The 24,182-nt window shown below is 68.9% G+C and carries 25 protein-coding genes; 20 read left to right on the forward strand and 5 right to left on the reverse strand.

Features of this window, described 5'->3' with window-relative positions; genetic code table 11:
* The first annotated feature begins 31 nt into the window (after window positions 1–31).
* The 12 genes from ada (at window position 32) to F3I62_RS07970 (ending at window position 9,116) form a co-directional block, all read left to right on the forward strand.
* Complete coding sequence (ada, locus tag F3I62_RS07915; RefSeq protein WP_160489101.1) at window positions 32–1,063, forward strand: bifunctional DNA-binding transcriptional regulator/O6-methylguanine-DNA methyltransferase Ada; 1,032 nt, start codon at window positions 32–34, stop codon at window positions 1,061–1,063.
* Window positions 1,064–1,201: 138 nt separating this feature from the next.
* Window positions 1,202–1,507, forward strand: coding sequence for a nucleotide pyrophosphohydrolase (locus tag F3I62_RS07920; protein WP_160489102.1), 306 nt, complete (start codon window positions 1,202–1,204; stop codon window positions 1,505–1,507).
* Complete coding sequence (locus F3I62_RS07925) at window positions 1,504–2,253, forward strand: methyltransferase domain-containing protein (RefSeq protein ID WP_160489103.1); 750 nt, start codon at window positions 1,504–1,506, stop codon at window positions 2,251–2,253. Before F3I62_RS07920 ends, F3I62_RS07925 begins: the two co-directional genes overlap by 4 nt.
* 40 nt (window positions 2,254–2,293) lie before the next feature.
* The gene (locus F3I62_RS07930; RefSeq protein WP_160489104.1) at window positions 2,294–2,887 is read left to right on the forward strand and encodes a DUF4136 domain-containing protein; all 594 of its coding nucleotides are present in this window, start codon (window positions 2,294–2,296) and stop codon (window positions 2,885–2,887) included.
* Between the two features lie 151 nt (window positions 2,888–3,038).
* Window positions 3,039–3,596, forward strand: a complete 558-nt coding sequence (locus tag F3I62_RS07935; RefSeq protein WP_160489105.1) for a DUF4136 domain-containing protein — start codon at window positions 3,039–3,041, stop codon at window positions 3,594–3,596.
* Entirely contained in the window at window positions 3,593–4,084 is a 492-nt protein-coding gene (locus F3I62_RS07940) for a GNAT family N-acetyltransferase (protein ID WP_160489106.1), read from the forward strand. The genes F3I62_RS07935 and F3I62_RS07940 overlap by 4 nt, the downstream gene beginning before the upstream one ends.
* A 131-nt stretch (window positions 4,085–4,215) precedes the next feature.
* Complete coding sequence (locus F3I62_RS07945) at window positions 4,216–4,665, forward strand: DMT family transporter (RefSeq protein ID WP_160489463.1); 450 nt, start codon at window positions 4,216–4,218, stop codon at window positions 4,663–4,665.
* A gap of 68 nt (window positions 4,666–4,733) precedes the next feature.
* Window positions 4,734–5,585, forward strand: coding sequence for a universal stress protein (locus F3I62_RS07950; protein ID WP_160489107.1), 852 nt, complete (start codon window positions 4,734–4,736; stop codon window positions 5,583–5,585).
* 83 nt (window positions 5,586–5,668) lie between these two features.
* Window positions 5,669–6,799: a diguanylate cyclase gene (locus F3I62_RS07955; RefSeq protein WP_160489108.1), complete on the forward strand. Its 1,131-nt coding sequence runs from the start codon at window positions 5,669–5,671 to the stop codon at window positions 6,797–6,799.
* Window positions 6,800–7,320: 521 nt separating this feature from the next.
* Complete coding sequence (locus F3I62_RS20415) at window positions 7,321–8,280, forward strand: hypothetical protein (protein ID WP_160489109.1); 960 nt, start codon at window positions 7,321–7,323, stop codon at window positions 8,278–8,280.
* Window positions 8,281–8,303: 23 nt separating this feature from the next.
* Complete coding sequence (locus tag F3I62_RS07965) at window positions 8,304–8,603, forward strand: hypothetical protein (protein WP_160489110.1); 300 nt, start codon at window positions 8,304–8,306, stop codon at window positions 8,601–8,603.
* 219 nt (window positions 8,604–8,822) lie between these two features.
* Entirely contained in the window at window positions 8,823–9,116 is a 294-nt protein-coding gene (locus F3I62_RS07970) for a hypothetical protein (RefSeq protein ID WP_160489111.1), read from the forward strand.
* Between the two features lie 78 nt (window positions 9,117–9,194).
* Here F3I62_RS07970 and F3I62_RS07975 read toward each other — a convergent pair whose 3' ends face one another.
* Window positions 9,195–9,659 carry an aminoacyl-tRNA deacylase gene (locus F3I62_RS07975; protein ID WP_160489112.1) on the reverse strand — a complete coding sequence of 155 codons (465 nt, stop codon included), beginning with the start codon at window positions 9,657–9,659 and terminating at the stop codon, window positions 9,195–9,197.
* Window positions 9,660–9,829: 170 nt separating this feature from the next.
* Here F3I62_RS07975 and F3I62_RS07980 point away from each other — a divergent pair, with 170 nt between their 5' ends.
* From F3I62_RS07980 to F3I62_RS07990, 3 genes are read left to right on the forward strand one after another with little or no spacing between them, the layout of a single operon-like run.
* Window positions 9,830–11,176 carry an MATE family efflux transporter gene (locus tag F3I62_RS07980; protein ID WP_160489113.1) on the forward strand — a complete coding sequence of 449 codons (1,347 nt, stop codon included), beginning with the start codon at window positions 9,830–9,832 and terminating at the stop codon, window positions 11,174–11,176.
* A gap of 11 nt (window positions 11,177–11,187) precedes the next feature.
* Window positions 11,188–12,225, forward strand: a complete 1,038-nt coding sequence (locus F3I62_RS07985) for a diguanylate cyclase (RefSeq protein ID WP_160489114.1) — start codon at window positions 11,188–11,190, stop codon at window positions 12,223–12,225.
* Between the two features lie 9 nt (window positions 12,226–12,234).
* On the forward strand, window positions 12,235–12,693 hold the full coding sequence (locus F3I62_RS07990; protein ID WP_160489115.1) for a DUF2214 family protein: 459 nt from the start codon (window positions 12,235–12,237) through the stop codon (window positions 12,691–12,693).
* 69 nt (window positions 12,694–12,762) lie between these two features.
* Here the strand turns inward: F3I62_RS07990 and speA are convergent, their stop codons facing one another.
* The 4 genes from speA to F3I62_RS08010 form a co-directional block, all read right to left on the reverse strand.
* Window positions 12,763–14,676 carry an arginine decarboxylase gene (speA, locus tag F3I62_RS07995; protein ID WP_160489116.1) on the reverse strand — a complete coding sequence of 638 codons (1,914 nt, stop codon included), beginning with the start codon at window positions 14,674–14,676 and terminating at the stop codon, window positions 12,763–12,765.
* Between the two features lie 120 nt (window positions 14,677–14,796).
* Complete coding sequence (locus tag F3I62_RS08000; RefSeq protein ID WP_160489117.1) at window positions 14,797–15,168, reverse strand: translation initiation factor Sui1; 372 nt, start codon at window positions 15,166–15,168, stop codon at window positions 14,797–14,799.
* A 264-nt stretch (window positions 15,169–15,432) separates the two neighbouring features.
* Entirely contained in the window at window positions 15,433–15,969 is a 537-nt protein-coding gene (locus tag F3I62_RS08005; RefSeq protein WP_160489118.1) for an NUDIX hydrolase, read from the reverse strand.
* A gap of 68 nt (window positions 15,970–16,037) precedes the next feature.
* Window positions 16,038–17,105, reverse strand: a complete 1,068-nt coding sequence (locus tag F3I62_RS08010; RefSeq protein WP_160489119.1) for a DUF2333 family protein — start codon at window positions 17,103–17,105, stop codon at window positions 16,038–16,040.
* A 256-nt stretch (window positions 17,106–17,361) separates the two neighbouring features.
* On the opposite strand from F3I62_RS08010, the gene F3I62_RS08015 reads away from it, so the two are divergent.
* The 5 genes from F3I62_RS08015 to accB all read left to right on the forward strand — a co-directional run bounded on the left by F3I62_RS08015 (window position 17,362) and on the right by accB (window position 24,168).
* Window positions 17,362–18,978, forward strand: coding sequence for a PleD family two-component system response regulator (locus tag F3I62_RS08015; protein ID WP_160489120.1), 1,617 nt, complete (start codon window positions 17,362–17,364; stop codon window positions 18,976–18,978).
* A 1,165-nt stretch (window positions 18,979–20,143) separates the two neighbouring features.
* Window positions 20,144–21,037, forward strand: coding sequence for a methyl-accepting chemotaxis protein (locus F3I62_RS20495; protein WP_372240104.1), 894 nt, complete (start codon window positions 20,144–20,146; stop codon window positions 21,035–21,037).
* 270 nt (window positions 21,038–21,307) lie between these two features.
* Complete coding sequence (dsbD, locus tag F3I62_RS08025) at window positions 21,308–23,116, forward strand: protein-disulfide reductase DsbD (protein WP_160489122.1); 1,809 nt, start codon at window positions 21,308–21,310, stop codon at window positions 23,114–23,116.
* Between the two features lie 119 nt (window positions 23,117–23,235).
* Entirely contained in the window at window positions 23,236–23,679 is a 444-nt protein-coding gene (gene aroQ / locus F3I62_RS08030; protein WP_160489123.1) for a type II 3-dehydroquinate dehydratase, read from the forward strand.
* Window positions 23,680–23,706: 27 nt separating this feature from the next.
* Entirely contained in the window at window positions 23,707–24,168 is a 462-nt protein-coding gene (gene accB / locus F3I62_RS08035; protein ID WP_160489124.1) for an acetyl-CoA carboxylase biotin carboxyl carrier protein, read from the forward strand.
* Window positions 24,169–24,182: the final 14 nt, after the last annotated feature.

Consider the following 24,182-nt stretch of genomic DNA (forward strand, 5'->3'; position numbering starts at 1 on the left):
CAATCAGCCCATGCTTATTGAGGACAGCGCCATGCCCGATCCCGACCGCTGCTGGCAAGCCGTCTGCGAGCGCGATGCCGCGCAGGACGGCCGCTTCGTCTTCGCCGTGCGCAGCACCGGCATCTACTGCCGGCCGAGCTGCCCGGCGCGCCGGCCTAAACGCGAGAACGTCAGCTTCCACGCCGATGCCGGCGCGGCCGAGGCGGCCGGCTTTCGCCCGTGCCGGCGCTGCTCGCCCCGGGGGCAGAGCCCGGCCGAGCAGCTCGATGCCCTGGTGATCACCGCCTGCCGGCTGCTGGAGTGCAGCGAACAGTCCCTGAGCCTGGACCAGCTGGCGGCGCGCATCGGCCTGTCCGCCTCGCACCTGGCCCGCGCGTTCAAGGCGCGCACCGGCCTGACGCCGCGGGCCTGGGCCGCGGCGCGGCGGCGCGAACGCCTGGACGCCGGCCTGGCCCAGGCCGGCTCGGTGTTGCAGGCGGCGCTGGACGCCGGCTACTCCGGCCCCCGCGCGCTGTACCAGCAGGCCGGCGCGCTGAGCCCGGCGCAGCGCCGCCGGCAGGGCGCCGGGGAAGCCCTGCGCTACGCCATCGCCCCCTGCCCGCTGGGTCTGCTGCTGCTCGCTGCCAGCGCGAAAGGCGCCTGCGCCCTGCTGTTCGGCGACGACGAGGCCGGCCTGCTCGGCGAGCTGGGTCAACGCTTCGCCGCCGCCGAGCTGCGCCGCGACCAGGCCGGCCTGCAGCCCTGGCTGGCCGCCGTGGTCGCGCAGATCGAGGAACCGGCGCGCGCCGCCCGGCTGCCGCTGGACCTGCGCGGCACCGCCTTCCAGCAGCAGGTGTGGCAGGCCCTGTGCGACATTCCCGCGGGGCAGACGCGGCGCTACGGCGAACTGGCCGCGCAGCTCGGCAGCCACCCCCGCGCCGTGGCTCGTGCCTGCGCCAGCAACCCGCTGGGCCTGCTGGTGCCCTGCCACCGGGTGGTCGGTGCCGGCGGCAGCCTGACCGGCTACCGCTGGGGCGTGCCGCGCAAGGCCGCGCTGCTGCAGAAGGAGGGCGCCGAGTCGTAGGGTGCGCCGCGCGCACCACAGGCCACGTGCGGAACTCTGCTGCGCACGGCGCACCCTACGGCGAGTCTGTTCGCCAACGCGGGCTTGCGATGCGCACGCTTCGGGTCGAAGCTATGCGCCCTGAACGGAGCCTGCCCGATGAACCTCGTCGAACTCACCCAACGCCTGCACGCGATCCGCGACCGCAACCACTGGCGCCCCTTCCACAGCCCGAAGAACCTGGCCATGGCCGCCAGCGTGGAAATGGCCGAGCTGGTGGAAATCTTCCAGTGGCTCGGCGAAGAGCAGTCGCGCCAGCTGCCCCCCGCGCAGCTGGAGCATGCCGGCCAGGAAGTCGGCGATATCGTCCTCTACCTGTTGCTGCTGTGCAGCGAGCTGGGCATCGACATGGAACAGGCCGTGCAAGCCAAACTGGCCGACAACGAAAGGCGCTTCGCCCAATGACCGACCGTCACTTCGATGAACTCGCCACCCGCTTCGCCGAGAAGATCTACGGTGGCGCCAAGGGCGCGATCCGCCTGGCCGTGCTCCAGGCCGACCTCAAGGAAGCCCTGCCCGAGCGCCCGCTGCGCGTGCTGGATATCGGCGCGGGCCTCGGCCACATGTCGCTGTGGCTGGCCCAGCGCGGCCATGCCGTGACCCTGGCCGAACCGGCCGAGCCCATGCTCGACGGCGCCCGCCAGCGCTTCGCCGAGGCCGGCGTCGCCGCCACCTTCATCCAGGCGCCCTGGCAGGAACTGCTCGGCCAGCTCAACCAGCCCTTTGACCTGGTGCTGTGCCACGCGGTGCTGGAGTGGCTGGCCGAGCCGCACGCCATCCTGCCGGTGCTGCACCAGCTCACCGCAACCGGCGGCTGGCTGTCGCTGGCCTTCTACAACAAGGACGCGCTGATCTACCGCAACCTGCTCAAGGGCCACTTCCGCAAGCTGCGCAAGGCCCGCTTCGCCGGCGAAGGGCAGAGCCTGACCCCGCAGCGCCCGCTCGACCCGCGCGAACTGGCGGCGCAACTCGCCGGGCACTGGACGGTCGAAATCCAGAGCGGGGTGCGGGTGTTCCACGACTACATGCCGAGCGACTTCCAGGCCAAGGCGGAACTCGCCGACCTGCTGGAAATGGAACTGGCCTACAGCCGCCACCCGACCTTCGCCGGCCTCGGCCGCTACCTGCACTGGGTCTGCCGGCCACGTTAGCAGGTGGTGTTCCACGGCCTGTCAGTACCGGAGTCTTGCCATGCCTGTCCTGCGCTACCTGCTTCTGCTGCCGCTGCTGGCCGCCTGCCAGAGTCCCAACCCCTATGTCGCCGCCAGTCGCCCGCTGCCGCCCGCCCCCGCGGCGGCGGCCACGCATTTCGACCGCAGCGCCTACCCGGCCGCCCCGCGCGACTTCGCCCGCTACCGCACCTGGAACTGGCGCGACGGCCAGCTGCCGGCCGGCAGCGCCTGGGCCGACGGCGCGCTGATCGCCGAAGCGCTGGGCAACGGCCTCGACCAGCGCGGTCTGCGCCCGAGCGAGGGCGCCGCCGACCTGCAGGCCAGCATCGCGGTCAGCCTGGAGCGCCGCCTGTACCAGCAGCGCGACGACTACGGCAGCTACTACGGCCACGGCCCCTACGGCGACCGCTACGGCCTGTACGGCAGCGCCCCGCTGCTGCGCAGCTACGAGGTGGAAGTGGCCGTGGTGCGCATCGACCTGTACGACGGCCAGAGCGGCCAACCGCTGTGGAGCGGCAGCGCCGAGGCGACCAGCGCCGGCAGCCAGGCCGAACGGGCCGAGGCCCTGCGCCGCGCGGTGCAGCAGGCCCTGGCTGACTACCCGCCGGACTGAGAAGCGGTTTACGCGCTCGCGAGCGAGAGCCCGTTTCAACGCGGCATGGCCGACGCGCAGCAGATCGCAAACGGGTTCTGAGGCCAACCGCCGCACTTGCCGAACGGCCGCCAATGGGTTTGCATAGAGCCTCTAGCCCGGAGGTTTCGCCATGCTGCCCCGCCTGTTGATCATCCCCGTCCTGCTGTTGCTGGCCGCCTGCCAGAACGTGCAGGTGGAACGCGACTACGATGCCGGCCGCGACTTCGCCGCCTACCGCAGCTGGAGCTGGCAGGAACCGGCGCTGCAATACCGCCCGCAGGACCCGCGCCTGCAGAGCGACCTCACCGAGCAGCGCATCCGCCAGGCGATCGGCGAGCAGCTCGACCAGCGCGGCCTGCGCGCGGCGGCCGGCGGTGCGCAGGCCGATCTCAGGGTGCAGGCCTGGCTGATCGTCGACCAGCGCCAGGAACAGGTCAGCACCAACTATGCCGGCGGCTACTGGGGCGGCTGGGGTTACTGGGGCGCGCCGCTGCACACCGAAACGCGCACCCTGGACTACCGGGTGGCGACCCTGCAGGTCGACCTGTTCGATGGCCGCGACGGCAAGCTGGTCTGGCGCGGCAGTGCCGAGCAGGTCATGCGCCACTCGCCACAGCAGCCGAGCGAGCGCGAGGCGGCGATCCGCGCCACCGTGGGCAAGATCCTCAGTCAGTACCCGCCGCAATGAACGACCGACTGCTCAGCCATCGCCCGGCCCAGGCCGACGACCTCGATACGGTGGTCGGCTTCGTGCACGACGCCGACGAACTGTTCTTCGCCTTCCCCCGCGCCCACTGGCCGCTGACCCGCCAGCAGCTGGCCGAGGCCTGCGCCAGTCGCCAGGGCAGCACGGTGGTGCTGCTCGACCGGCGCCTGGCCGGCTTCGCCAACTTCTACCAGTGCCAGCCCGGCGAGTTCTGCGCCCTGGGCAACCTGATGATCGCGCCCTGGGCCCGCGGCCAGGGCGTGGCGCAATACCTGGTCGGGATCATGGAACGCCTCGCCGCGCGCGACTTCCAGGCCCGCGAACTGCACGTGTCCTGCTTCAACCAGAACGCCGCCGGCCTGCTGTTGTATGCGCGCCTGGGCTACCAGCTGAGCGGCCTGGTCGAACGCCAGCGCGGCAACGGCGAGCGGGTGGCGCTGGTACAGTTTCGCAAGGCACTCGACGCCTGACCAAGCGCACCGAGCCTTGGCACGAGCCAGCCAGTGCGCATCGCGCCCTTGGGAGAGCCTTGCGATCGCCGCCACAAGCTGACCGAGGCGACAGGATGGCGCATAATGCGCGGCCCTTTTCCTGCCCGGAGATCGCCATGCCCAACTGGTGGCTACTCGTCCTGCCCCTGATCGCCGGGGCCTGCCTGCCGCTGCAGGCCGGGATCAATGGTCAGCTGGCCAAGCACCTGTCCAGCTTCATGGCCGCCGCCCTGGTGTCGTTCCTGGTCGGCAGCCTGGCGCTGCTGGTCATCGTCCTGGCCCAGCGCGAGGTCAACGGCCTCGCCGCGTTCCGCGGGCTGAGCTGGTGGCACTGGAGCGGCGGCCTGCTCGGCGCCTTCTTCATCGCCACCGCCGCCTTTGCCGGGCCGCGCATCGGCGCCCTGCTGTTCATGGTGCTGGTACTGGCCGGCCAGCTGGGCATGGCCCTGCTGCTCGACCACAACGGCTGGGCCGGCTTTCGCGAGGCGCCGCTGACCCTGAGCAAGGCCGCCGGCCTGGCCCTGATCGTCGCCGGCATCTGGCTGATCCGCCGCGGCTGACGGCGCCGCACCGACCGGGCACGACCTACACTGTTAGGGTAACCAGCCGGCGGCAAGGGGAAACCACGATGTCCCAGGTCATGGCCTGTATCGATGCCTCCCTCAGCGCGGCGGCGGTGTGCGACTACGCCGCCTGGGCCAGCCTGCGCCTGCAGGCGCCGCTGACCCTGCTGCATGTGCTGGATCACCAGCAGTACCCGCAGCACAACGACCTCACCGGGATCATCGGCCTGGGCAACCGCGAACAGCTGCTCAAGGAGCTGGCCGAACTCGACCAGCAACGCAACCGGCTGGCCCTGGAGCAGGGGCGCCTGGCGCTGCAGGCGGCCAAGGAGCGGGTTGCCCAGCAGGGCGTCGCCGCGCCCTACCTGCGCCAGCGCCACGGCGACCTGGCGCAGACCCTGCATGAGCTGGAAGGCGAGATCGACCTGCTGGTGATCGGCCACCAGGGCGAGACCGGCGACAGCAGCGGCCGGCTGGTCGGCAGCCACCTGGAAAGCGTGATCCGCACCCTGCACCGGCCGATCCTGGTCTGCCCGGGGCGCTTCCAGGCGCCGCGCAACCTGCTGCTGGCCTTCGACGGCAGCCCCACCTGCCGCCAGGGCGTCGAGCAACTCGCCAGCGGCCCGCTGTGCCGGGGCCTGCCGGTCCACGTGCTGATGGTCGGCAGCGACAGCGACGCGGCCCGCAGCCAACTGCAGTGGGCCGAACAGCGCCTGCGCCAGGGCGGCCTGCAGGTGCATCTGGCGCTGCGCGCCGGCGAGGTGGAGGCGGCCCTGCACACCTACCAGCGCGAACAGGGCATCGACCTGCTGGTGATGGGTGCCTACGGCCACTCGCGGATTCGCCAGTTCCTGGTCGGCAGCACCACCACTCAGCTGCTGCGCACCAGCGGCGGTCCATTGCTGATACTGCGCTGAACGACGGCACTGCTGGCAATCTGCTGGCCACGCAGCGCTGCCGAGGGCTATGCTAGCGACGGCCGCATTTGTGATCACAACACATGACCGATACCGATCTGCCGCGTCAGCCCCTGACCTTCGCCCTCTGGCGCGAAGTGCAGGACACCCGCATCCGCACCCGCCTGGGCGGCATCTACTACCTGCTGGCCTGGCTGCTGACCTGGCTGTTCAGCGCCCAGCCGGGCGCCATGCGCCTCAGCGGCCTGGGCGTCGCCGCCTTCTTTGCCCTGACGATGACCCTGCGCTGGCTGCACCGGCCACCGCAGCAAAGCAGCAGCGCCTGCCTGCAGCAGTGGCTCGACCGCCACTGGTACCTGATTCATCTGACCGCCCTGGGCTGGGGCCTGGCCCAGGCCTGGGCGCTGTCAGCCCCGCAGTTCGAAGCCTCGCGGCTGATCGCCACCCTCAGCACCATCGCCTTCAGCACCGCCATGGCCTTCAACTTCTCCATGCGCAAGGCGCGCTGCATGGCCGCCATCCTCCTGCTGTACCTGCCGGGGCTGGCCGTGCTGCTGAGCCAGCGCCACGAGCAGCAGGCCCTGCTGATCACCCTGGCCTTCTACCTCAGTTACCTGCTGCTGGCCCTCAATCGCAGCCACCGCGAGTACCGCACCACCCTCGAACTGGAGCAGCAGCTGCTCGAGCAGCGCGAACGCTATGACCAGCTCAGCCGCACCGACAGCCTGACCCAGCTGGGCAATCGCCTGCAGCTGAACAGCCTGTTCCCGGCCCTGGTGGCCAGCGTGCAACGCCAGGGCGGGCAGCTTTCATTGGTGCTGCTGGATATCGACTTCTTCAAGCGCATCAACGACGAATACGGCCACGGCACCGGCGACGAATGCCTGTCTGCCTTCGCCGAGCGCATGCGCGTGGTGTTCCGCCGCCACAGCGATGCCCTGCTGCGCCTGGGCGGCGAGGAGTTCGCCGTGCTGATGATGGACACCCCGCTGGAGCAGGCCCGCGCCCTGGCCGAAAGCTTCCGCCAGGACCTGGCCGAGCACGGCCTGACCATCCGCGGCCGCACCCTGCCGCTGACCACCAGCCTCGGCGTCGGCAGCTACGACGCCCAGCGCGACGGCAGCGCCGAGGCCTTCTTCAAGCGCGTCGACGACGCGCTGTACCGCGCCAAAAGCGCAGGGCGCGATCGTCTGGTGCTGGCCAGTTCGAGCTGAGAACCAGGCTTGCGGCCACCGCCTGCGCCCTGGACCGCCAGACCCCGTTCGCCGCCCACCGGCAAATGGGTGACGCCGAGCAATGCCACGTCTCTTTGGCGCCAGCTAAACACCACCACCGCGAAACCCTCCACGGCCGGGCCCCGCCATAGGCCCGCCGCTAGGCTATTCGCCCTGCCCGAGGCGATCACTGCGCCACCCTGACAGTCAAAAAAATACGCCGATGGAATCGCCACATATTTGGCGCATTTTTGCCATTCGTCCCTTATTCCTGGTGGGTGCCGGTTTTTCGTACACACCGGCTTTACGCGCCATTAATAGGCCACTAGAACAAAAGTGAAACAGTTCCTCACGCAGGCGTTGCCGCTTGCATCCGGCGCTGTGCATAGGCATCGCAATCAGCTTCGGCGTGCAAGCCGAAGTCGGGCCTAAGGAGCAGGCAGGCCATCCCGATCGGGAGCGGACAGGAGCAGTCCATTGAACAGTTGATGCCCAGACCTCCCTCACAAAGGACATCGGTTATGCGTATCAACGACCTTGGCAATGACTCACCGCCCTTCGCCGCTCGGCCGGTGCGGCCCGGCACAGCGCTAACGCCCCGCTCCCAGCCCGGCCCCGCGACCGGCCTGGTTACCGCCCTGCTCTCGGCAGCGCTGTTTGGCCTGAGCACGCCGGCACTGGCCGATCACAACGTCGACCATACCGTGACCAACCTCAAGGGCGGGCTCGGTTCCCTCGAGCAGCGGGTTTGGGACTGCGAGCACGGCATCAACGGTGCCTGCCCCGGCACCAAGGGCGAGCAGGGTGAGACAGGCGAAACCGGGCCTCAGGGAGAAACCGGACCACAGGGACCGCAGGGCGAGACCGGCGCCACCGGCCCCCAAGGGCCGCAAGGTGAAACCGGTCCTCAGGGCATCCAGGGCGAGACCGGCGCCACCGGGCCGCAAGGGCCGCAGGGTGAAACCGGACCTCAGGGCATCCAGGGCGAGACCGGCGCCACCGGACCGCAAGGGCCGCAGGGTGAAACCGGACCTCAGGGCATCCAGGGCGAGACCGGTGCCACCGGCGCGCAGGGACCACAGGGTGAAACCGGCCCTCGAGGCATCCAGGGCGAGGTCGGCGCCACCGGCGCGCAAGGGCCGCAGGGTGACATCGGCCCTCAGGGCATCCAGGGCGAAACAGGACCGCAAGGGCCACAAGGGGCAACCGGAGCCCAGGGCGAGACGGGGGCAACCGGCCTGACCGCCTGGGAGACGATCCTCGCCAGTTGCACCAGTTCGAGTGGCTCCCTGAACTGCACGGCCTATTGCAGCACCGGCAAAAAAATCCTCGGCGGCGGGGTCAGCAATACCAACGCCAACTGGCAGGTGATCCAGAGCTACCCACCCACCAGCGCCAGCTGGACGGCAACACTGGCCCGGTCGGGGACTTCAAGCTCGACCACGGTCGGCATTTACGCCCTCTGCGCCTTCACCAACTAGCCGACGGGCCCAGGAGACTAACCATGCACACTTACTTGATCGCCGCCGGCACTACCCTGGCACTGCTAACCGGTGCGGCCCTGGCCGACCACTGTGCCTTCGACATGGCCGAGGCGCAAAGCGCCCTCAGCTTCGCCGATCAGGCCCCGGTCAATGCTGCGGATGCGGCAACGGCCCTGATCACCTCGGCCGCCGAGGCCTGCCGGCAGGAAGAGGAACAACTGGCGAGTGCCAGCTTCGACTCACCGATGCTCGCGCCGGACTATGTATCGGTCGGGCAATCCATGCTGATCAATGCCCGGACGCTGCTCAGCGGGCAATGAATCCAGCGTTGTTGGCAAACCGAGCGCCTGAGGCTGCCACAGCCTGAGGCGCCCGCCGCCATCGCGTTCTAGCACTGCGATGGCCTGCCAGCGCGCCGTCGCCAGCAGCTGGTGAGCCATCCCCGCCAGCGTTGCACCCTGCCCCCGCCGCCCTGCCTGTGGCATGCTGCGCAGCCATTGGTGATTCACTGCGGGAGCGGCATCCGCCGGGCTTGGCACATGCTGGTCGAAGATGTCTTTCAATGGCTGGGCCACGCGCTCGGCACCCTGATCCGTTTCATCGTCGAAGCCCTCAGTGGCTTCTTCGGCCTGTTCGCCGACGCCGGGCGCAGCTTCCTGCAGGGCCTGGCCAAGGCCCTGGGCACCGATATCGGCCTGCTCAGCCTGGTGGCCATGATCTGCGGCCTGCTCCTGCTCTACGCGGCGGTGCGCGCCGGGGTGCGCAAGGCCTTCGCCCGCATGGTCATCTACGGCCTGCTCGGCCTGTGGCTGCTGAGCCTGATCGTCAGCTAGCCCCCGCTCCGCCAGCGCACAGCCGTCTCCTCGACGCCACGCCTGGGCGTCGCGAGTGCCTGACGGCGGCCCGCCCCGTTACTGGCAGAGCGAGCAGAGCTGGGCGTTCGGCGCCAGCTTGAAGAACTCCTCGACCGGCAGTTGCACCAGGCTCTCGTGGTCGCCGGCCTCCAGGTAGATGTCCGCCTGCCGGGTCAGCGCCGGGTCCACCAGCATGCTCATGCCGTAGGCCTCGCCCAGGGCCGGCACGGCGCCGCGCTCGCAGTCGCGGAACAGGCCGCCGAGCGACTGTTCGCTGGTCAGCTGCCAGCGCCACGGGCCCTTGTGCACCTTGCCCAGGTCCAGCAGCCGGTTGGCCGGGACCACGGCCATCAGGTAATGCCCGCGGCGATCGTCGAGGATCACCGGCTTGGCCATCTGCGCCGCGGGAATGCCGGCCTTGCGTGCCGACTCCAGGCTGGTGGCCGAGTGCGGGTGCTCGACCAGATCGTAATGACAATCGGCCCGCCGCAAGCTGCGGGCCAGGGTTTCGGCCACGTGCATGATTCACCTCCTCGGCCGCCCGTGCAGGCGGCACCGATAAGCCAAGTCTAGTCGCCGGCCCCCGGCCACGAACCCGGGCGGCAGAAACACTTGCTGCTATCAGGGCCTGTCGATAGTCGCGAATAGGCTATACACGCCTCGCTATAATCGGTTTTTTGCCTGGTACCGCGATGTCCACCCTGCTCGACGCCTGGCGCCACGCCCCGACCCATCGGCGGGTCTGGGCCCTGGCCGCGCCGATGATCCTCTCCAACCTGTCGGTGCCGCTGGTGGCCCTGGTCGACAGCGCCGTGGTCGGCCACCTGCCGCACGCCCACCAGCTCGCCGCGGTGGCGGTCGGCGCCAGCCTGTACACCCTGCTGGTGTGGACCTGCGGGTTCCTGCGCATGGGCACCACCGGCTTCGCCGCCCAGGCCTGCGGCCGCGGCGAGGGCGGCGCCCTGCGCCAGGTGCTGCTGCAGGGCCTGCTGCTGGCCGGCGGCCTGGCCCTGCTGCTCGGCCTGCTGGCCGTGCCGCTGAGCGAGCAGGCGCTGGGCCTGATGCGCCCCTCGGCGCAACTGCAGCAGCTGACCGGCGAATTCTTCCGCACCCGCCTGCTCGGCCTGCCGGCGGCACTGGCCAGCTACGCCCTGATCGGCTGGCTGCTGGGCACGCAGAATGCCCGCGCGCCCCTGGCCATGCTGCTCACCACCAACCTGCTCAATGTGCTGCTGGCGCTGTTCTTCGTCCTCGGCCTGGAATGGGGCGTGATGGGCGCCGCCCGCGCCGCGGTGATCGCCGAATGGAGCGGCTGCCTGCTCGGCCTGGCGCTGACCCGCCAGGCCCTGCGCAACCACCCGGGCCGCGCGCAGTGGGCTGCACTGCGCCGCTGGGCGAGCTGGCGCCCGCTGCTGGCGGTCAACCGCGACATCCTGATCCGCACCCTGGCCCTGCAGTTGGTGTTCTTCCTGATGACCGTGCAGGGCACCCGCCTGGGCGATGCCACGGTGGCGGCCAACGCCCTGCTGCTCAACGGCCTGCTGCTCACCGCGCATGCCCTGGATGGCCTGGCCCACGCCGTGGAAGCGCTGTGCGGGCATGCCATCGGCGCCCGCGACCGCGCCGCGCTGCGCCGCTCGCTGGTGGTCGCCGGCGGCTGGTCGCTGCTGGCCAGCCTGGCCTTCGCCCTGTTCTTCCTCGCCGCCGGCCCGGCGTTCATCGCCCTGCAGAGCGATATCGCCAGCGTGCGGCAACTGGCGACCGGCTATCTGCCCTATCTCGCCGCGCTGCCCCTGCTGGCGGTCTGGAGCTACCTGCTCGACGGCCTGTTCATCGGCGCCACGCGGGCACGGGAAATGCGCAACGCCATGCTCCTCAGCGTGGCCCTGGCCCTGCCGCTGGGCTGGCTGCTGCAGGGCCTGGGCAATCACGGCCTGTGGCTGGCCTTCCTATGCTTTATGCTGCTCAGGAGCCTGAGCCTCGGCACCCTGGCCTGGCGCCTGCGCCAAGCCGATGCCTGGTTCGCCGCCACTCACTAACGGAGTATCCGATGCTGTCCGCCCCCTGCCCGCCCGATGAAGCCATTCGCCAACGGGCACTGGATGACCTGGAACTGCTCGACACACCCGCCGAGCTGTATCTCGACACCCTGGTGCGCCTGACCCGCGAGCTGTTTCGGGTGGATAGCGTGCTGATCAGCCTGATCGACCGCGACCGCCAGTGGTTCAAGGCGCGCATCGGTCTGGAGGTGGCACAGACCCCGCGCGACATTTCCTTCTGCGGCCATGCCGTGGCGGCGCGCAGCCCGCTGGTGGTGGAGGACGCCCGGCTGGACCCGCGCTTCGCCGACAACCCGCTGGTGACGGCAGCGCCCTTCATCCGTTTCTATGCCGGCCAGCCGCTGTACAGCCTGAGCGAACAGCCGATCGGCACCCTCTGCCTGCTGCACTCGCAGCCACGCGCCCTCACGCCCGAGGAAGGCCTGCGCCTGCGCGACCTGGCCACCCTGGTCGAGGGCTACCTGCACCTGCGCACGCTCGGCCAGCAGGCGCAGATGCTGCGCCAGGCGGTCAGCCGCGAACAGCGCAAGGCGCTGATCGACCCGCTGACCCAGCTGTGGAACCGTGCCGGACTCCAGCAGTTCTACGCCCGCGAGCAGGCCGCTGCCGGCGAACAGGGCCTGCAACTGGCGCTGATCTACTGCGACCTCGACCACTTCAAGCGGGTCAACGACCAGTTCGGCCACGCCGGCGGCGACCAGGTGCTGTGGCAGAGCGCGCGGCGCATGAGTGCGGCCCTGCGCCCGAACGATCTGCTGGTGCGCCTGGGCGGCGAGGAGTTCATCGCCCTGGTCAGCGTGCATGATGCCGGCGAGCTGCAGCGCATCGCCGAGCGCATGCGCCAGACCCTTGGCGGCACGCCGATGAGCGTCGGCCAGCACAGCCTCAGCGTGACCGCCAGCCTGGGCACCGCCATCGCCGCCGCGGGGGAGGCGCAGGCCGCGCTACTGGAACGCGCCGACAGCGCGCTGTACCTTGCCAAGCAGCAGGGCCGCGACAGAACGGTCCACGCCAACCATCCGCACTGAGGAATGCCCATGGCCGATGCCATTGCCGCCAGCCTGCACTACCTGTCGATCTTCATCCTGTTCGCCCTGCTCACCAGCGAGCACCTCCTGTTCAAGCCCGAGCTGGATGCCGTCACCGCGCGGCGCCTGCTACGCATCGACATCGCCTACGGCATCAGCGCCGGCCTGGTGCTGCTGACCGGCGCGGTACGCGTGCTGTGGTACGGCAAGGGCCTGGACTACTACCTGCACAACGGCCTGTTCCACGCCAAGGTCGGCCTGTTCCTGCTGATCGGCCTGTTGTCGATCGTGCCGACGCTGACCTTCTTCAACTGGCGCAACGACCTGCTGGCCGGCCGGGCGCCGCAGATCAGCCCGACCAGCGCCCGCCGCACGATCTGGGTGATCCGCCTGGAGCTGTTGCTGCTGCTGGCCATGCCGGTGCTGGCCAGCCTGATGGCGCGCGGGGTCGGCATGCTCGCCGGGTGAGCCGCGCAGCTTGCGTAACCCCCAACAAAAAGCCCGGCCTAGGCCGGGCTTTTGCTTGCCGCGTCGCGCTTACGACGACAGGTAGGACGAGCGGGTCAGGCCCAGGCGCAAGGCATCCAGGTACTGGGTGCGCTCGCGGGCGCTGAGCTTGGCGCTGGCCACCTTGTCGCGGTAGTAGGTCATCAGCTCCTCGGGCGACAGGTGCACGTAGCGCAGCATGTCCTCGATGGTGTCGTGGGTCTCGATGCCGGCGTGGTACACGCTGCCGTCGGCGCCCTGGTAGATGTTCACCGAGTCGGTGTCGCCGAACAGGTTGTGCATGTCGCCCAGGATTTCCTGATAGGCGCCGACCAGGAACACGCCCAGCAGGTAGTCCTCGCCCTCGCGCACCTCGTGCACCGGCAGGCTGGTCTCGATCGACTGTTCGTCGACGTACTGCTTGATCTTGCCGTCCGAGTCGCAGGTCAGGTCCTGCAGCACGGCGCGGCGCAGCGGCTCCTCGTCCAGGCGGTGCAGCGGCAGGATCGGCAGGATCTGGCCGATGGCCCAGGTGTCGGGCAGGCTCTGGAACACCGAGAAGTTGCAGATGTACTTGTCGGCGAGCTTGTCGTTGAGTTCGTCGAGCACCTGGCGGTGCGAGCGCTGGCGCGCCTTCAGCGAGTTGTGCAGGCGCCGGCACACGGCGAAGTAGCACTGTTCGGCCAGGGCCTTCTGGGTCAGGCTCAGCTTGCCCTCGGCGTACTGCGCGGCCACGTCGCTCATGTAGTGGGTGGCGCGCCAGTAGGTCTCGGTGACCATCTCGATATCGGTCGGGCCGAGCAGGTCGACCAGCCACTGCACGGTCTCCGGCAGGCTGGCCTTGTCCTCGATCTTCGGCACTTCGTCGTTGTGCCGCTCGACATCGGTGACCTGCATCACCAGCACCGCGTGGTGGGCGCTCAGCGCGCGGCCGCTCTCGGAGAAGATGTGCGGGTGCGGCAGGCCCTGGGCGTCGCAGAACTCCTTGAGCATGCCGACCACCACGCCGGCGTAGTCGTCCATGTCGTAGTTGATCGAGCTGGCGTTGCGCGAATGGGTGCCGTCGTAGTCCACGCCGAGGCCGCCGCCGACGTCGATGTGGTCGACCGGCAGGCCCAGGTCGCGCAGCTCGCCGTAGTAGCGGATGGCTTCCTTGAAGCCGTGCTGGTAGTCGGCCAGGTTGGCGATCTGCGAGCCCATGTGGAAGTGCAGCAGGCGGATGCCCTGGTCCAGCTTGGCCGCGCGGAAGCGCTCGATCACCGACAGCAGCTGCGCCGCGGACAGGCCGAACTTGGACTTCTCGCCGCCGGTGTCGGCCCACTTCGAGGAGGCCAGAGAGGACAGGCGCACGCGCAGGCCGATCTGCGGGGCGACCTTGAGATCGGCCGCCTCCTCGATGACGAACTGCACCTCGGATTCCTTCTCGATGACGATGAACACGTTGTGGCCGAGCTTCTGCCCCATCAGCGCCAGGCGGATGAACTCGCGGTCCTTGTAGCCGTTGCAGACGATGGTGCCGCCCTTCGGCGCCAGGGCCAGCACGGCCATCAGCTCGGGCTTGGAGCCGGCTTCCAGGCCGATGGAGACGTCCTGGGTGGCGATGATGTTTTCCACCACCGCCTCCTGCTGGTTGACCTTGATCGGGTACAGCGCGGTGTAGCGGTTGGTGTACTCCAGGCGCGCGATATTGGCGTCGAAGGCGCCGGTCAGCTGGCGCACGCGGTGCTGCAGGATGTCCGGGAAGCGCACCAGCAGCGGCAGCGACAGGCCGCTCTGGCGCAGGCCGTCGAGCTGGGCGTAGAGGTCGATCGGCGCGCTGTCCGGGCCGTTGGGACGGACCTCGACCCGACCGGCGTCGTTGATCGCGAAAAAGCCGGCGCCCCAGTGGCGAATGCCATACACGCTGCGGCTGTCCGCAACGGTCCACTGGCTGCCGTCGTCTTTGCGTGTGCGTCTTGCGGCCATCGAGGTCTCCCTATAGCGAGTCAAAGCTGCAGCCCCATGGGAGCGCAGGTGTAAGGCATGGATATGACGATTGCACGGGAGTGGACTGCTCCCCTGCCATGAAGTTTAGGAAGAACCGGCTCAGCCGCCGGACTTCTTGGCCTTGAAACCGCGTTTGGCGAGTTCTTCGAGGAGCAGCTCGACCATGTCGCCCTGGATCTCGATGACCCCGTCCTTCAGCCCGCCGCCGCAGCCGCAGCGTTTCTTCAGGGCGCTGGCCAGCTCCTTGAGCTCGGCTTCGGCCAGCGGCACGCCGCTGATGGTGGTGACGGTCTTGCCGCCACGCCCCTTGGTTTCCCGGCGCACGCGGGCGATGCCGTCGCCGGCGGGGATCTGGCTCTGCTTGCAGATACAGGCATCCACCGGCTGGCCGCAGTCAGGGCAATGCCGACCGCCATCGGTGGAATAGACGAGACCGCTCAAGGCGGCAAACGACGAAGCTTTCTTGACCACCGGCTTTTCCTCTTGGGTTGGTCAGGATAGCGACTGGCTGACTGGCGTCAGCCGCGAGGCCCCACTCAGGCAGGGGCAGCGCAGCCGGGCTGGGGACCCGGCTTCAAAGGTCGCGCAGTGTAGCGGCAAAGATTGTCCTTGCTAAGTGCGAAATTGCGCCATTGGCCGATGGATTGGCGACCTTTGCCCGGCGTCGTTCGGCATCCCGCACAAAGCCGCGCAGGAAACCGCACAAAGCCAGGCGCGGCGTGTGTTGCAGCGGGCTCAGGCGAGGCTGGCCAGGTAGCTGTGCAGCGCCTGCAGCGAGTCGGGGCAGAAGGGTTGCGCCGCGGTGGCGCGCAGCACCTGCGGCAACGGCAGGAAGCGCGCCTCCAGCACTTCCTCCGGCTGCAGCCGCAGCGGCGCATCGGAGACCGCCGAGAACACCGCACACCACAGGCGGTTGTCCGGCTGGTCGAAGAAGAAGCGCTGATGCTCGCGCAGCTCGGCGCCGGCGATGCCCAGCTCCTCGTGCAGTTCGCGGGCGGCCGATTCGGCGTAGCTCTCGCCCGCGCCGACCATGCCGCCGGCCGCCACGTCCCAGTAGCCGGGGTAGAGGGCCTTGCTCAGGGTGCGCCGGTGCACGCACAGCTCGCCGGCGGAGTTGAACAGCAGGATGAAGGTGCCGCGACCGATCAGCCCGCGCTCGCGCAGTTCGGCGCGCGGCAGGCTGCCGAGCAGCTGGTCGCGCTCGTCGACCCAGGCGATGCGTTCGGCATCGGAGGCGGCACGGTGCGCCGCCTCGCGGGCGGAAATGACCATCAGCCCTGGGTCCGGTTGCAGGATGGGCTGCGCACGGCGCGCTCAGGCATCGCGTCGGCAAACATGCCTTAGCCCTGGGTCAGCAGGGTGCGCAGGTCGATGATCGCCGCGTTGGCCCGCGAGATGTAGTTGGCCATCACCAGCGAGTGGTTGGCCAGCACCCCGTAGCCGCTGCCGTTGAGCACCATCGGGCTCCACAGCGGCTCCTGGGCCGCCTCCAGCTCGCGGATGATCTGCCGCACGCTGACGGTGGCGTTCTTCTTCGCCAGCACGTCGGCGAAGTCCACCTCGATGGCACGCAGCAGGTGCGACAGGGCCCAGGCCTGGCCGCGGGCCTCGTAGAACACGTTGTCGATCTGCATCCAGGGGGTCTTCACCTCCTCCTCGCTGACCGGCACCGCCTCGCCTTCGGCCGGCGCCTTGTCCGACAGGTCGGTGTTCAGACGCACCCGGCCGACGCTGGCGGACAGGCGCTGGGACAGCGAACCGAGGCGGGTGGCGACGTCGCCCAGCCAGTTGTTGAGGTTGTCGGCACGGGTATAGAACTGCGCCTTGGGCTGGGCCGGGTCGGCCAGGGCCGCCAGGTAGCGGTCCAGCGACTTGATGCCCTCGACGTACTCGGACTCCGACGCCGGCAGTGCCCAGCTCTTGTTGTCGAAGTTGAAGCGCGGCTCGGCCTTGGCCAGGTTGGGGTCTTCGGTGGACTGCGACTGGGAGCGGGCGAAGTCCTTGCGCAGGGCACGCGACAGGTCGCGCACCTGCACCAGCACGCCGTATTCCCAGGCCGGCATGTTGTCCAGCCACAGGCCGGGCGGGGCGATGTCGTTGGACAGGTAGCCGCCGGGCTTGTTGAGCAGCGTGCTGGAGACCTGCTTGAGGGTCTCGACCGTGGTGTAGCCGCTGACCAGCTTGCGCTGCGCCTGCTCGGCCGCCGCCTGGGCCTGCTGCTGCACCGGGAACAGCGCCGGCTCCTGGCTCCAGTACCAGCCGACCAGCAGCGCGCCCAGCAGGTAGAGCGCCAGCAGGCTGCCCAGGGTGCGGCTCAGCCACAGGCCGCCGAAATAGCTGCGGACATCGTCCACCGAGTCATCGACGCTGCCGCGCAGGTCTTCTGTGCGTTTCTTCCAATCCAGCATGGTCATAATCCTTAAATCGTCTTTCTCTATTTACCGACCACGGCCCAGGCCTGGGAGGTGCCGGCCGTGCACTATAAGTGAAGCCTAGGAGCAAACGCAGTGCTGCGGGAAGCCCGAAGAAACTAAAAGCGGGCGAATCCGCCAAATGATGAAAGGTTGACGCCATATGATCGACGGCAGTGGCACTGCAATCGCCCAGTGGTAGCATGAGGCCATCATCCAGCCCGGAACGCGGGCCACGACAGACTCCGGACCCATGACCGAGCAAGAAGATCCCAGCCGCGACCGCCTCAAGCAGCACTTCGCCAAACGGGTGATTCACCAGGCCCGCCAGGTCCTGGAAGTCTGGCAGCGCCTGCAGCAGGGCGAATGGAATGCCGCCGACATGGCCGAGCTGAGCGAGGCCAATCTCGGCCTGCTGCGCTATGCCGAACGCTTCGAGCAGGCGGTGCACACCCAGCTGGCCGCCAGCATCGGCAACTGCCTGACGGCCGTGGAGGCCAACCGTGGCCGCCTCAACAGCCAGCTGATCAGCGAGCTCAACCAGCTCATGCAACGCCTGTCGCGCACCGGCCTGCGGCATGCCGACCAGTACGAGCAGACCTTCCTGCCGCCGCTGCGCAAGCCGGTGTACCTGGCCCTGCAGGACGTTGAGCGCGCCGAGCGCCTGGCCCAGCAACTGGAATTCTTCGGCCTCAGCGCCCAGGCCCTGCCCAGCGCCAACGCCTTCCGCTCGGCCATGGCCGAGCGCCATCCGGCGGCAATCCTCATGGAGATCGACTTCGCCGGCCCGGGCCTCGGCCTGCAGCTGGCCGAGGAGGTCCAGCAGGGCCTGGAGCAGAAGCTGCCGCTGCTGTTCTTCAGCCACGGCGAAACCGACACCCCGACCCGCCTGGCCGCGGTGCGCGCCGGCGGCCAGGAGTTCTTCACCGGCAGCCTGGATGCCTCCAGCCTGATCGAACGCATCGAGGTGCTCACCCACGTCAGCCAGTACGACCCATACAAGGTGCTGATCATCGACGACTCGCGAGCCCAGGCCACCCATACCGAGCGCGTGCTGAACAGCGCCGGCATTGTCACCCGCACCCTCACCGAGCCGATCCTGGCGATGGCCGAGCTGGCCGAATTCCAGCCCGACCTGATCATCCTCGACATGTACATGCCCGAGTGCAACGGCCCGGAACTGGCCAAGGTGATCCGCCACAACGACCGCTACGTCAGCGTGCCGATCATCTACCTGTCCGCCGAGGACGACCTGGACAAGCAGCTCGACGCCATGAGCGAAGGCGGCGACGACTTCCTGACCAAGCCGATCAAGCCACGCCACCTGATCGCCACCGTGCGCAACCGCGCCAGCCGCGCGCGCAACCTCAAGTCGCGCATGGTGCGCGACAGCCTCACCGGGCTGTACAACCACACCCATACCCTGCAGCTGCTCGAGGATGCGCGTTTCCGCGCCCGCCGCGACGGCCAGCCGCTGTCCTTCGCGATGATCGACATCGACCACTTCAAGAAGGTCAACGACACCTTCGGCCACCCCATGGGCGACCGGGTGATCAAGAGCCTGGCGCTGTTCCTCAAGCAGCGCCTGCGCAAGACCGACCATATCGGCCGCTACGGCGGCGAGGAGTTCGCCGTGGTCCTGCCCGACACCGACGCCGCCACCGCGGCCAAGGTGCTCGACGAGATCCGCAAGCGCTTCGCCGAGATCCACTACCCGGCACAGCCCCATGACCTGTCCTGCACCTTCAGCTGCGGCATCGCCGAACTGCGCGACGACCTGGACGGTAACCAGCTGTCCAAGCAGGCCGACGAGGCGCTGTACGTGGCCAAGCACGGCGGCCGCAACCGGGTGGAAATCCATCTCGGCTAAGCGCGGCAGAGCGTGACCGGCGTCACGCTGTCATAAAGGCGCAATCAAACCGCAATAACCTCGACGGCACCGACTCAGTCCTCCGGTTGCCGTCATGCGCCTCAAACTGCTCACCAACCTGTGCACCGCCCTCCTGGTCATCGCCTGCCTGGCCCTCGGCGCCACCCTGTGGTGGTCGGAGCAGGCCCTCGAGCGCCCCTACCTGCTGATGCAGCGCTACCTGAACCTGTCGCAGCAGTTCCAGCACCAGGTCGCCGACAATATCCAGGACTATCTCAGCAGCGGCGACGCCCTGCGCCACAGCGCCGCCAGTCAGGCCATCGCCAGCCTGGAACAGAGCCTCGCCGAGCTGCCCACGCAACTGGCCGACGACCTGCGCCCGAGCCTGTCCGAACTCAGCCAGTTCGCTGCCGCCGACCTGCTCGCCGCCGGCAAGCTGGCCGGCGACCCGCAGGGCCTGCTGCTGCAGGCCGAACGCGAGATGAGCGGCAGCCTCGAGCAACTGGACAAGTACAGCCGCGACAGCCAGAGCAGCGAGGCCGCCCGCTACCAGGCGCCGCTGTTCAAGGCCGCCCAGCACCTGACGCGCCTGGCCCATGCCCGCGCCAAACTGGCCAGCAGCGGACGCAGCGAACTGCTCGCCGATGTCGAGCGCGAACTGGCCGCCCTCGGCCTGCAGGCCGCCACCCTCGACAGCCTGCCGCTGCTCGGCGTGGCCGCCAGCGCCGAGGCCAGCAGCAACAGCTTCAGCGCCCTGCTCGGCCTGGCCGACAGCGGCGAGCCGGAGCAGGCCGAAGACCGCGGCATCGCCCTCAAGCGCGATTTCGCCAGCCTGCTCAAGCGCTACCCGGGCGAACTGGCGCGCACCCGCGAACTGATCGAGAAACGCGCCGAGCTGGCGCGCAGCAGCAACGCCAAGATCGAGCAGCTGCAAACCGCCCTGGCCGCCCTCGAGCCGGCGGTGCGCGCCGAACACGGGCGGATCCAGGGCGAGGTGCGCCTGATCCAGGCCCTGATGATCGGCCTGATCCTGCTGATCGCCCTGACCATCGACCGCATCCAGCGGCGCCTGAGCAATGTCCTCAGCCGCCTGGCCCCGGCGCTGGGCACCTGGGCCGCCGGCGACTTCGCCGCCGACATCGCGCTGAATTCGCAGACCCGCGAAATGCGCGATATCGAGGACTCGCTGAACCGCCTGCGCCGCTATCTGGTCGAGCTGGTCGGCACCATCCATCACAACGCCGCCCAGGTCGCCGGCAGCAGCCGCACCCTGGCCGACCTCAGCCAGGGCCTGCACGGCGGCGCCGAGCGCCAGCTGGCCGACACCGCGCAGATCCGCGATGCCCTCGGCGAGCTGGAAGGCACCATCGCCCAGGTCGCCGACGACGCCAGCCAGGCCGCCGACGCCAGCCGCGCCGCCAGCCGCGCGGTGGAGCAGGGCCAGCGGGTGATCGAACAGAGCCTCACCGGCCTGCACGCGCTGGTCGGCAAGGTGCAGGGCAACGCCCAGTCGATCGAACAGCTGGCCAGCGAAACCGCCACCATCGGCCAGGTGCTCACGGTGATCCGCGGGGTGGCCGAGCAGACCAACCTGCTGGCGCTGAACGCCGCCATCGAGGCGGCACGGGCCGGCGAGATGGGCCGCGGTTTCGCCGTGGTCGCCGAGGAAGTGCGCTCCCTGGCCCAGCGCACCAGCGGCGCCACCGAAGAGATCCAGCAACTGATCGCCCGCCTGCAGCAGGCCGCGCAGCAGTCGGTGGCAGCCATGCGCGCCCAGGTCGAGCATGCCGAAGCCACCGCCGGCCAGGCCGCCGAGGCCGACGGCGCGCTCGACGAAGTGGTCGAGGCGATCCGCACCATCGCCAGCATGGCCGAGCGCATCGCCGAGGCCACCGCCCAGCAGGGCGGCGCCGCCAGCGAGATCCGCGGCCACAGCCAGCGCATCCACAGCCTCGGCAGCGACAACCTGGCGCACATCGGCGAAGCCCGCCAGCAGGGCGAACAACTGCTGCAACTGGGCGGCCAGCTGAACACCGCCGCCCAGGCCTTTCGCGTCTGAGAGCCTGTTCAAGAGCTGCTGCGCGTCGGCCATGCAGCGTTGAAATCGGGCTCAGAATGCTCATTTACAACAGGTAAACTGCGCTTCTTCGCCCGATTTCGCCTTGCCTGGCTCTAGCTCGCGAGCCTTTGAACAGGCTCTGAGCGGCCGCCAGCCGATGCGCCGCTCATCCGCCGGCAACATCCACTAACCCTCTGCGCCATCCCGTCGCCTGGGGTCGGCGCGCCGAGTTGGGTATGATGGCCGGCATGTCCGTCGTGCGAGCCCGCCATGCGCCGTCTGCTGCCTCTCGTTCTGTTCCTGCTGTTCAGCCTGCCGGCCAGTGCCGGCCTGTTCGACCCGCGCCCGAGCGGTGAAAGCAGTGCCCCCCTGGGCGCCCCGCTGAACAACAGCAGCGATTTCCTGCCGGTACGCGAGGCCTTCCGCCTGAGCCTGGTGGAAAGCTCGCCGAGCGCCGTCAAGCTACGCTTCGTCAACACCGAGGGTTACTACCTCTATCGCCACGCCTTCAAGTTCCGCATCGAACCGAGCGACCTGGCCAAGGGCGAGGCCCTGATCCCGGCCGGCCAGCCCAAGCACGACGAGTACTTCGGCGATGTCGAGGTGTACTACGGCATCACCGACATAGAACTGCCGCTGGACAACCCCATCGGCCTGCCGTTCACCGTCCACGTCACCTACCAGGGCTGCGCCGACAAAGGCCTGTGCTATCCGCCGGAGAACGAGCGCCTGGAAGTCGGCGAAGCCGCCAGCACGGCACCGACCAGCGAAGCCGCCAGCACCACCGCCACGCCCCCCGCCAATGCCGCCGACTGGAGCTGGCAGGAGCTGGGCCTGTTCTTCCTCGCCGGTCTCGGCCTGGCCTTCACCCCCTGCGTGCTGCCGATGCTGCCGATCCTCACCGGCGTGGTCCTGCGCGGCCAGCCCGGTGGCCTGCGCGGCCTGGTGCTGTCGCTGGCCTACGTGCTGCCGATGGCCGCCAGCTTCGCCGTGCTCGGCGCACTGATGGGCCTGTTCGGCGCCGAACTCAACCTGCAGGCCCGCCTGCAGTCGCCCTGGGTGCTGGTGCCCTTCGCGCTGTTCTTCGCCCTGTTCGCCGCCGCCAGCCTGGGCTTCCTCGAACTGCACCTGCCGCAGGCCATCGGCGGCCCGCTGCAGCGTCTGAGCCAGCGCATCCACGGCGGCACGGTGCTCAGCGCCGCGCTGCTCGGCGCCCTCAGCAGCCTGCTGGTCTCGCCCTGCGTGTCGGCACCGCTGGCCGGCGCCCTGCTGTATATCAGCGCCAGTGGCGATGGCCTCGGTGGCGGCCTCAAGCTGCTGGCCCTGGGCCTGGGCATGGGCGCCCCGCTGGTGCTGTTCGCCGTCGGCGGCGGCGCCCTGCTGCCGCGCTCCGGGTCCTGGATGATCAGCGTGCGCAACGCCTTCGGCGCCCTGCTGCTGGCGGTATCGATCTGGCTGCTCGAACGCGTGGTACCGGGCCCGGTCAGCCTGGCCCTGTGGGGCCTGCTGGCGGCCGGCGTGGCCCTGTGGCTGGGCGTGCTGGAGCTGACGCCGAAGACCCACCACCAGAAGGTCGCGCAGGTGCTCGGCCTGCCGCTGCTGGTGTATGCGATCGTCGCCTGGGTCGGCGCCCTGCAGGGGCAGAGCGATCCGCTGCGCCCGCTCGGCCTGCCCAGCGCCGCCGCCGCGCCCGTCAGCGCAGCCGCCAGCAGCTGGCAGACCATCAGCAGCCCGGCCGAACTGGATGCCGCCCTGGCCGCGGCGAAAAGCGCCGGCCTGCCGCTGCTGCTGGACTGGTACGCGGACTGGTGCATCAGCTGCAAGGTGATCGAGCGCGAAGTGCTGAACGCCCCGGCGGTGACCAGCCAGCTCGGCGCCTACCGGCTGGTCCGCTTCGACATCACCGCGAGCAACCCCGAGCAGCGCGCCCTGCTCGACCGCTACCAGCTGTTCGGCCCGCCGGCGATCCTGTTCTTCTCCGCCAAGGGTGACGAATGGACGGATTTGCGTGTCGTAGGAGAGATCAGCGCCGCCGACTTTGCCGAGCGATTGACCCGTGCGAGCAGCCGCCAGCAGTAACGGCGTCACATCTTTGCCGTAAAGTTCGGCCATCGTGATGGCTACTGCCGGCAACTGGACAGCCTGCAGCGCTTTCGGCATAGTCCCGGCCATTCCCGGGACAGAACAAGGACAACTGCATGGCCACCCTCCTGGTGCTGCACGGCCCCAATCTCAACCTGCTGGGCAGCCGCGAGCCCGGCGTCTATGGCGCCACCACCCTGGCGCAGATCAATCAGGATCTCGAGCAGCGCGCCCGCGCCGCCGGGCATCACCTGCAGTACCTGCAGAGCAATGCCGAGTACGAACTGATCGACCGTATTCACGCCGCAAAAGGCGAAGGTGTCGACTTTATCCTGATAAATCCGGCGGCATTCACCCATACCAGCGTCGCATTACGTGACGCATTGCTGGCGGTGAGCATCCCATTCATCGAAGTGCACCTGTCCAACGTGCACAAACGTGAAGCCTTCCGCCATCACTCCTACTTTTCCGACGTAGCCGTGGGAGTGATCTGCGGCCTTGGCGCCAGCGGTTATCGGCTGGCCCTGGAGGCTGCCCTGGAACAATTAGAACGCCCCTGACGACCTCACCTTGGGAGTTGCAAAGCTATGGATATCCGTAAAGTCAAAAAACTGATCGAACTGCTGGAAGAGTCCGGTATCGACGAGCTGGAGATCCGCGAGGGCGAAGAGTCCGTGCGCATCAGCCGTCACAGCAAGCAGCCGGCCTATGCCCCGCAGCCGATGTACGCCCCGGCTCCGGCCCCGGTTGCCGCACCGGTCGCCGCCGCTCCGGCCTCCACCGAAGCCGCTGCCCCGGCCGCCGCCAAGCTGAACGGCACCGTGGCCCGTTCGCCGATGGTCGGCACCTTCTACCGCGCCGCCTCGCCGACCTCCGGCAACTTCGTTGAAGTCGGCCAGCACGTGAAGAAGGGCGACATCCTGTGCATCGTCGAAGCGATGAAGATGATGAACCACATCGAGGCCGAAGCCAGCGGCGTGATCGAATCCATCCTGGTGGAAAACGGTCAGCCGGTTGAATACGACCAGCCCCTGTTCACCATCGTTTGATGCGCGGGGAACCT

Origin of the sequence: Pseudomonas sp. R-28-1W-6 (genome assembly GCF_009799925.1) — a bacterium.
Taxonomy (GTDB): domain Bacteria; phylum Pseudomonadota; class Gammaproteobacteria; order Pseudomonadales; family Pseudomonadaceae; genus Aquipseudomonas.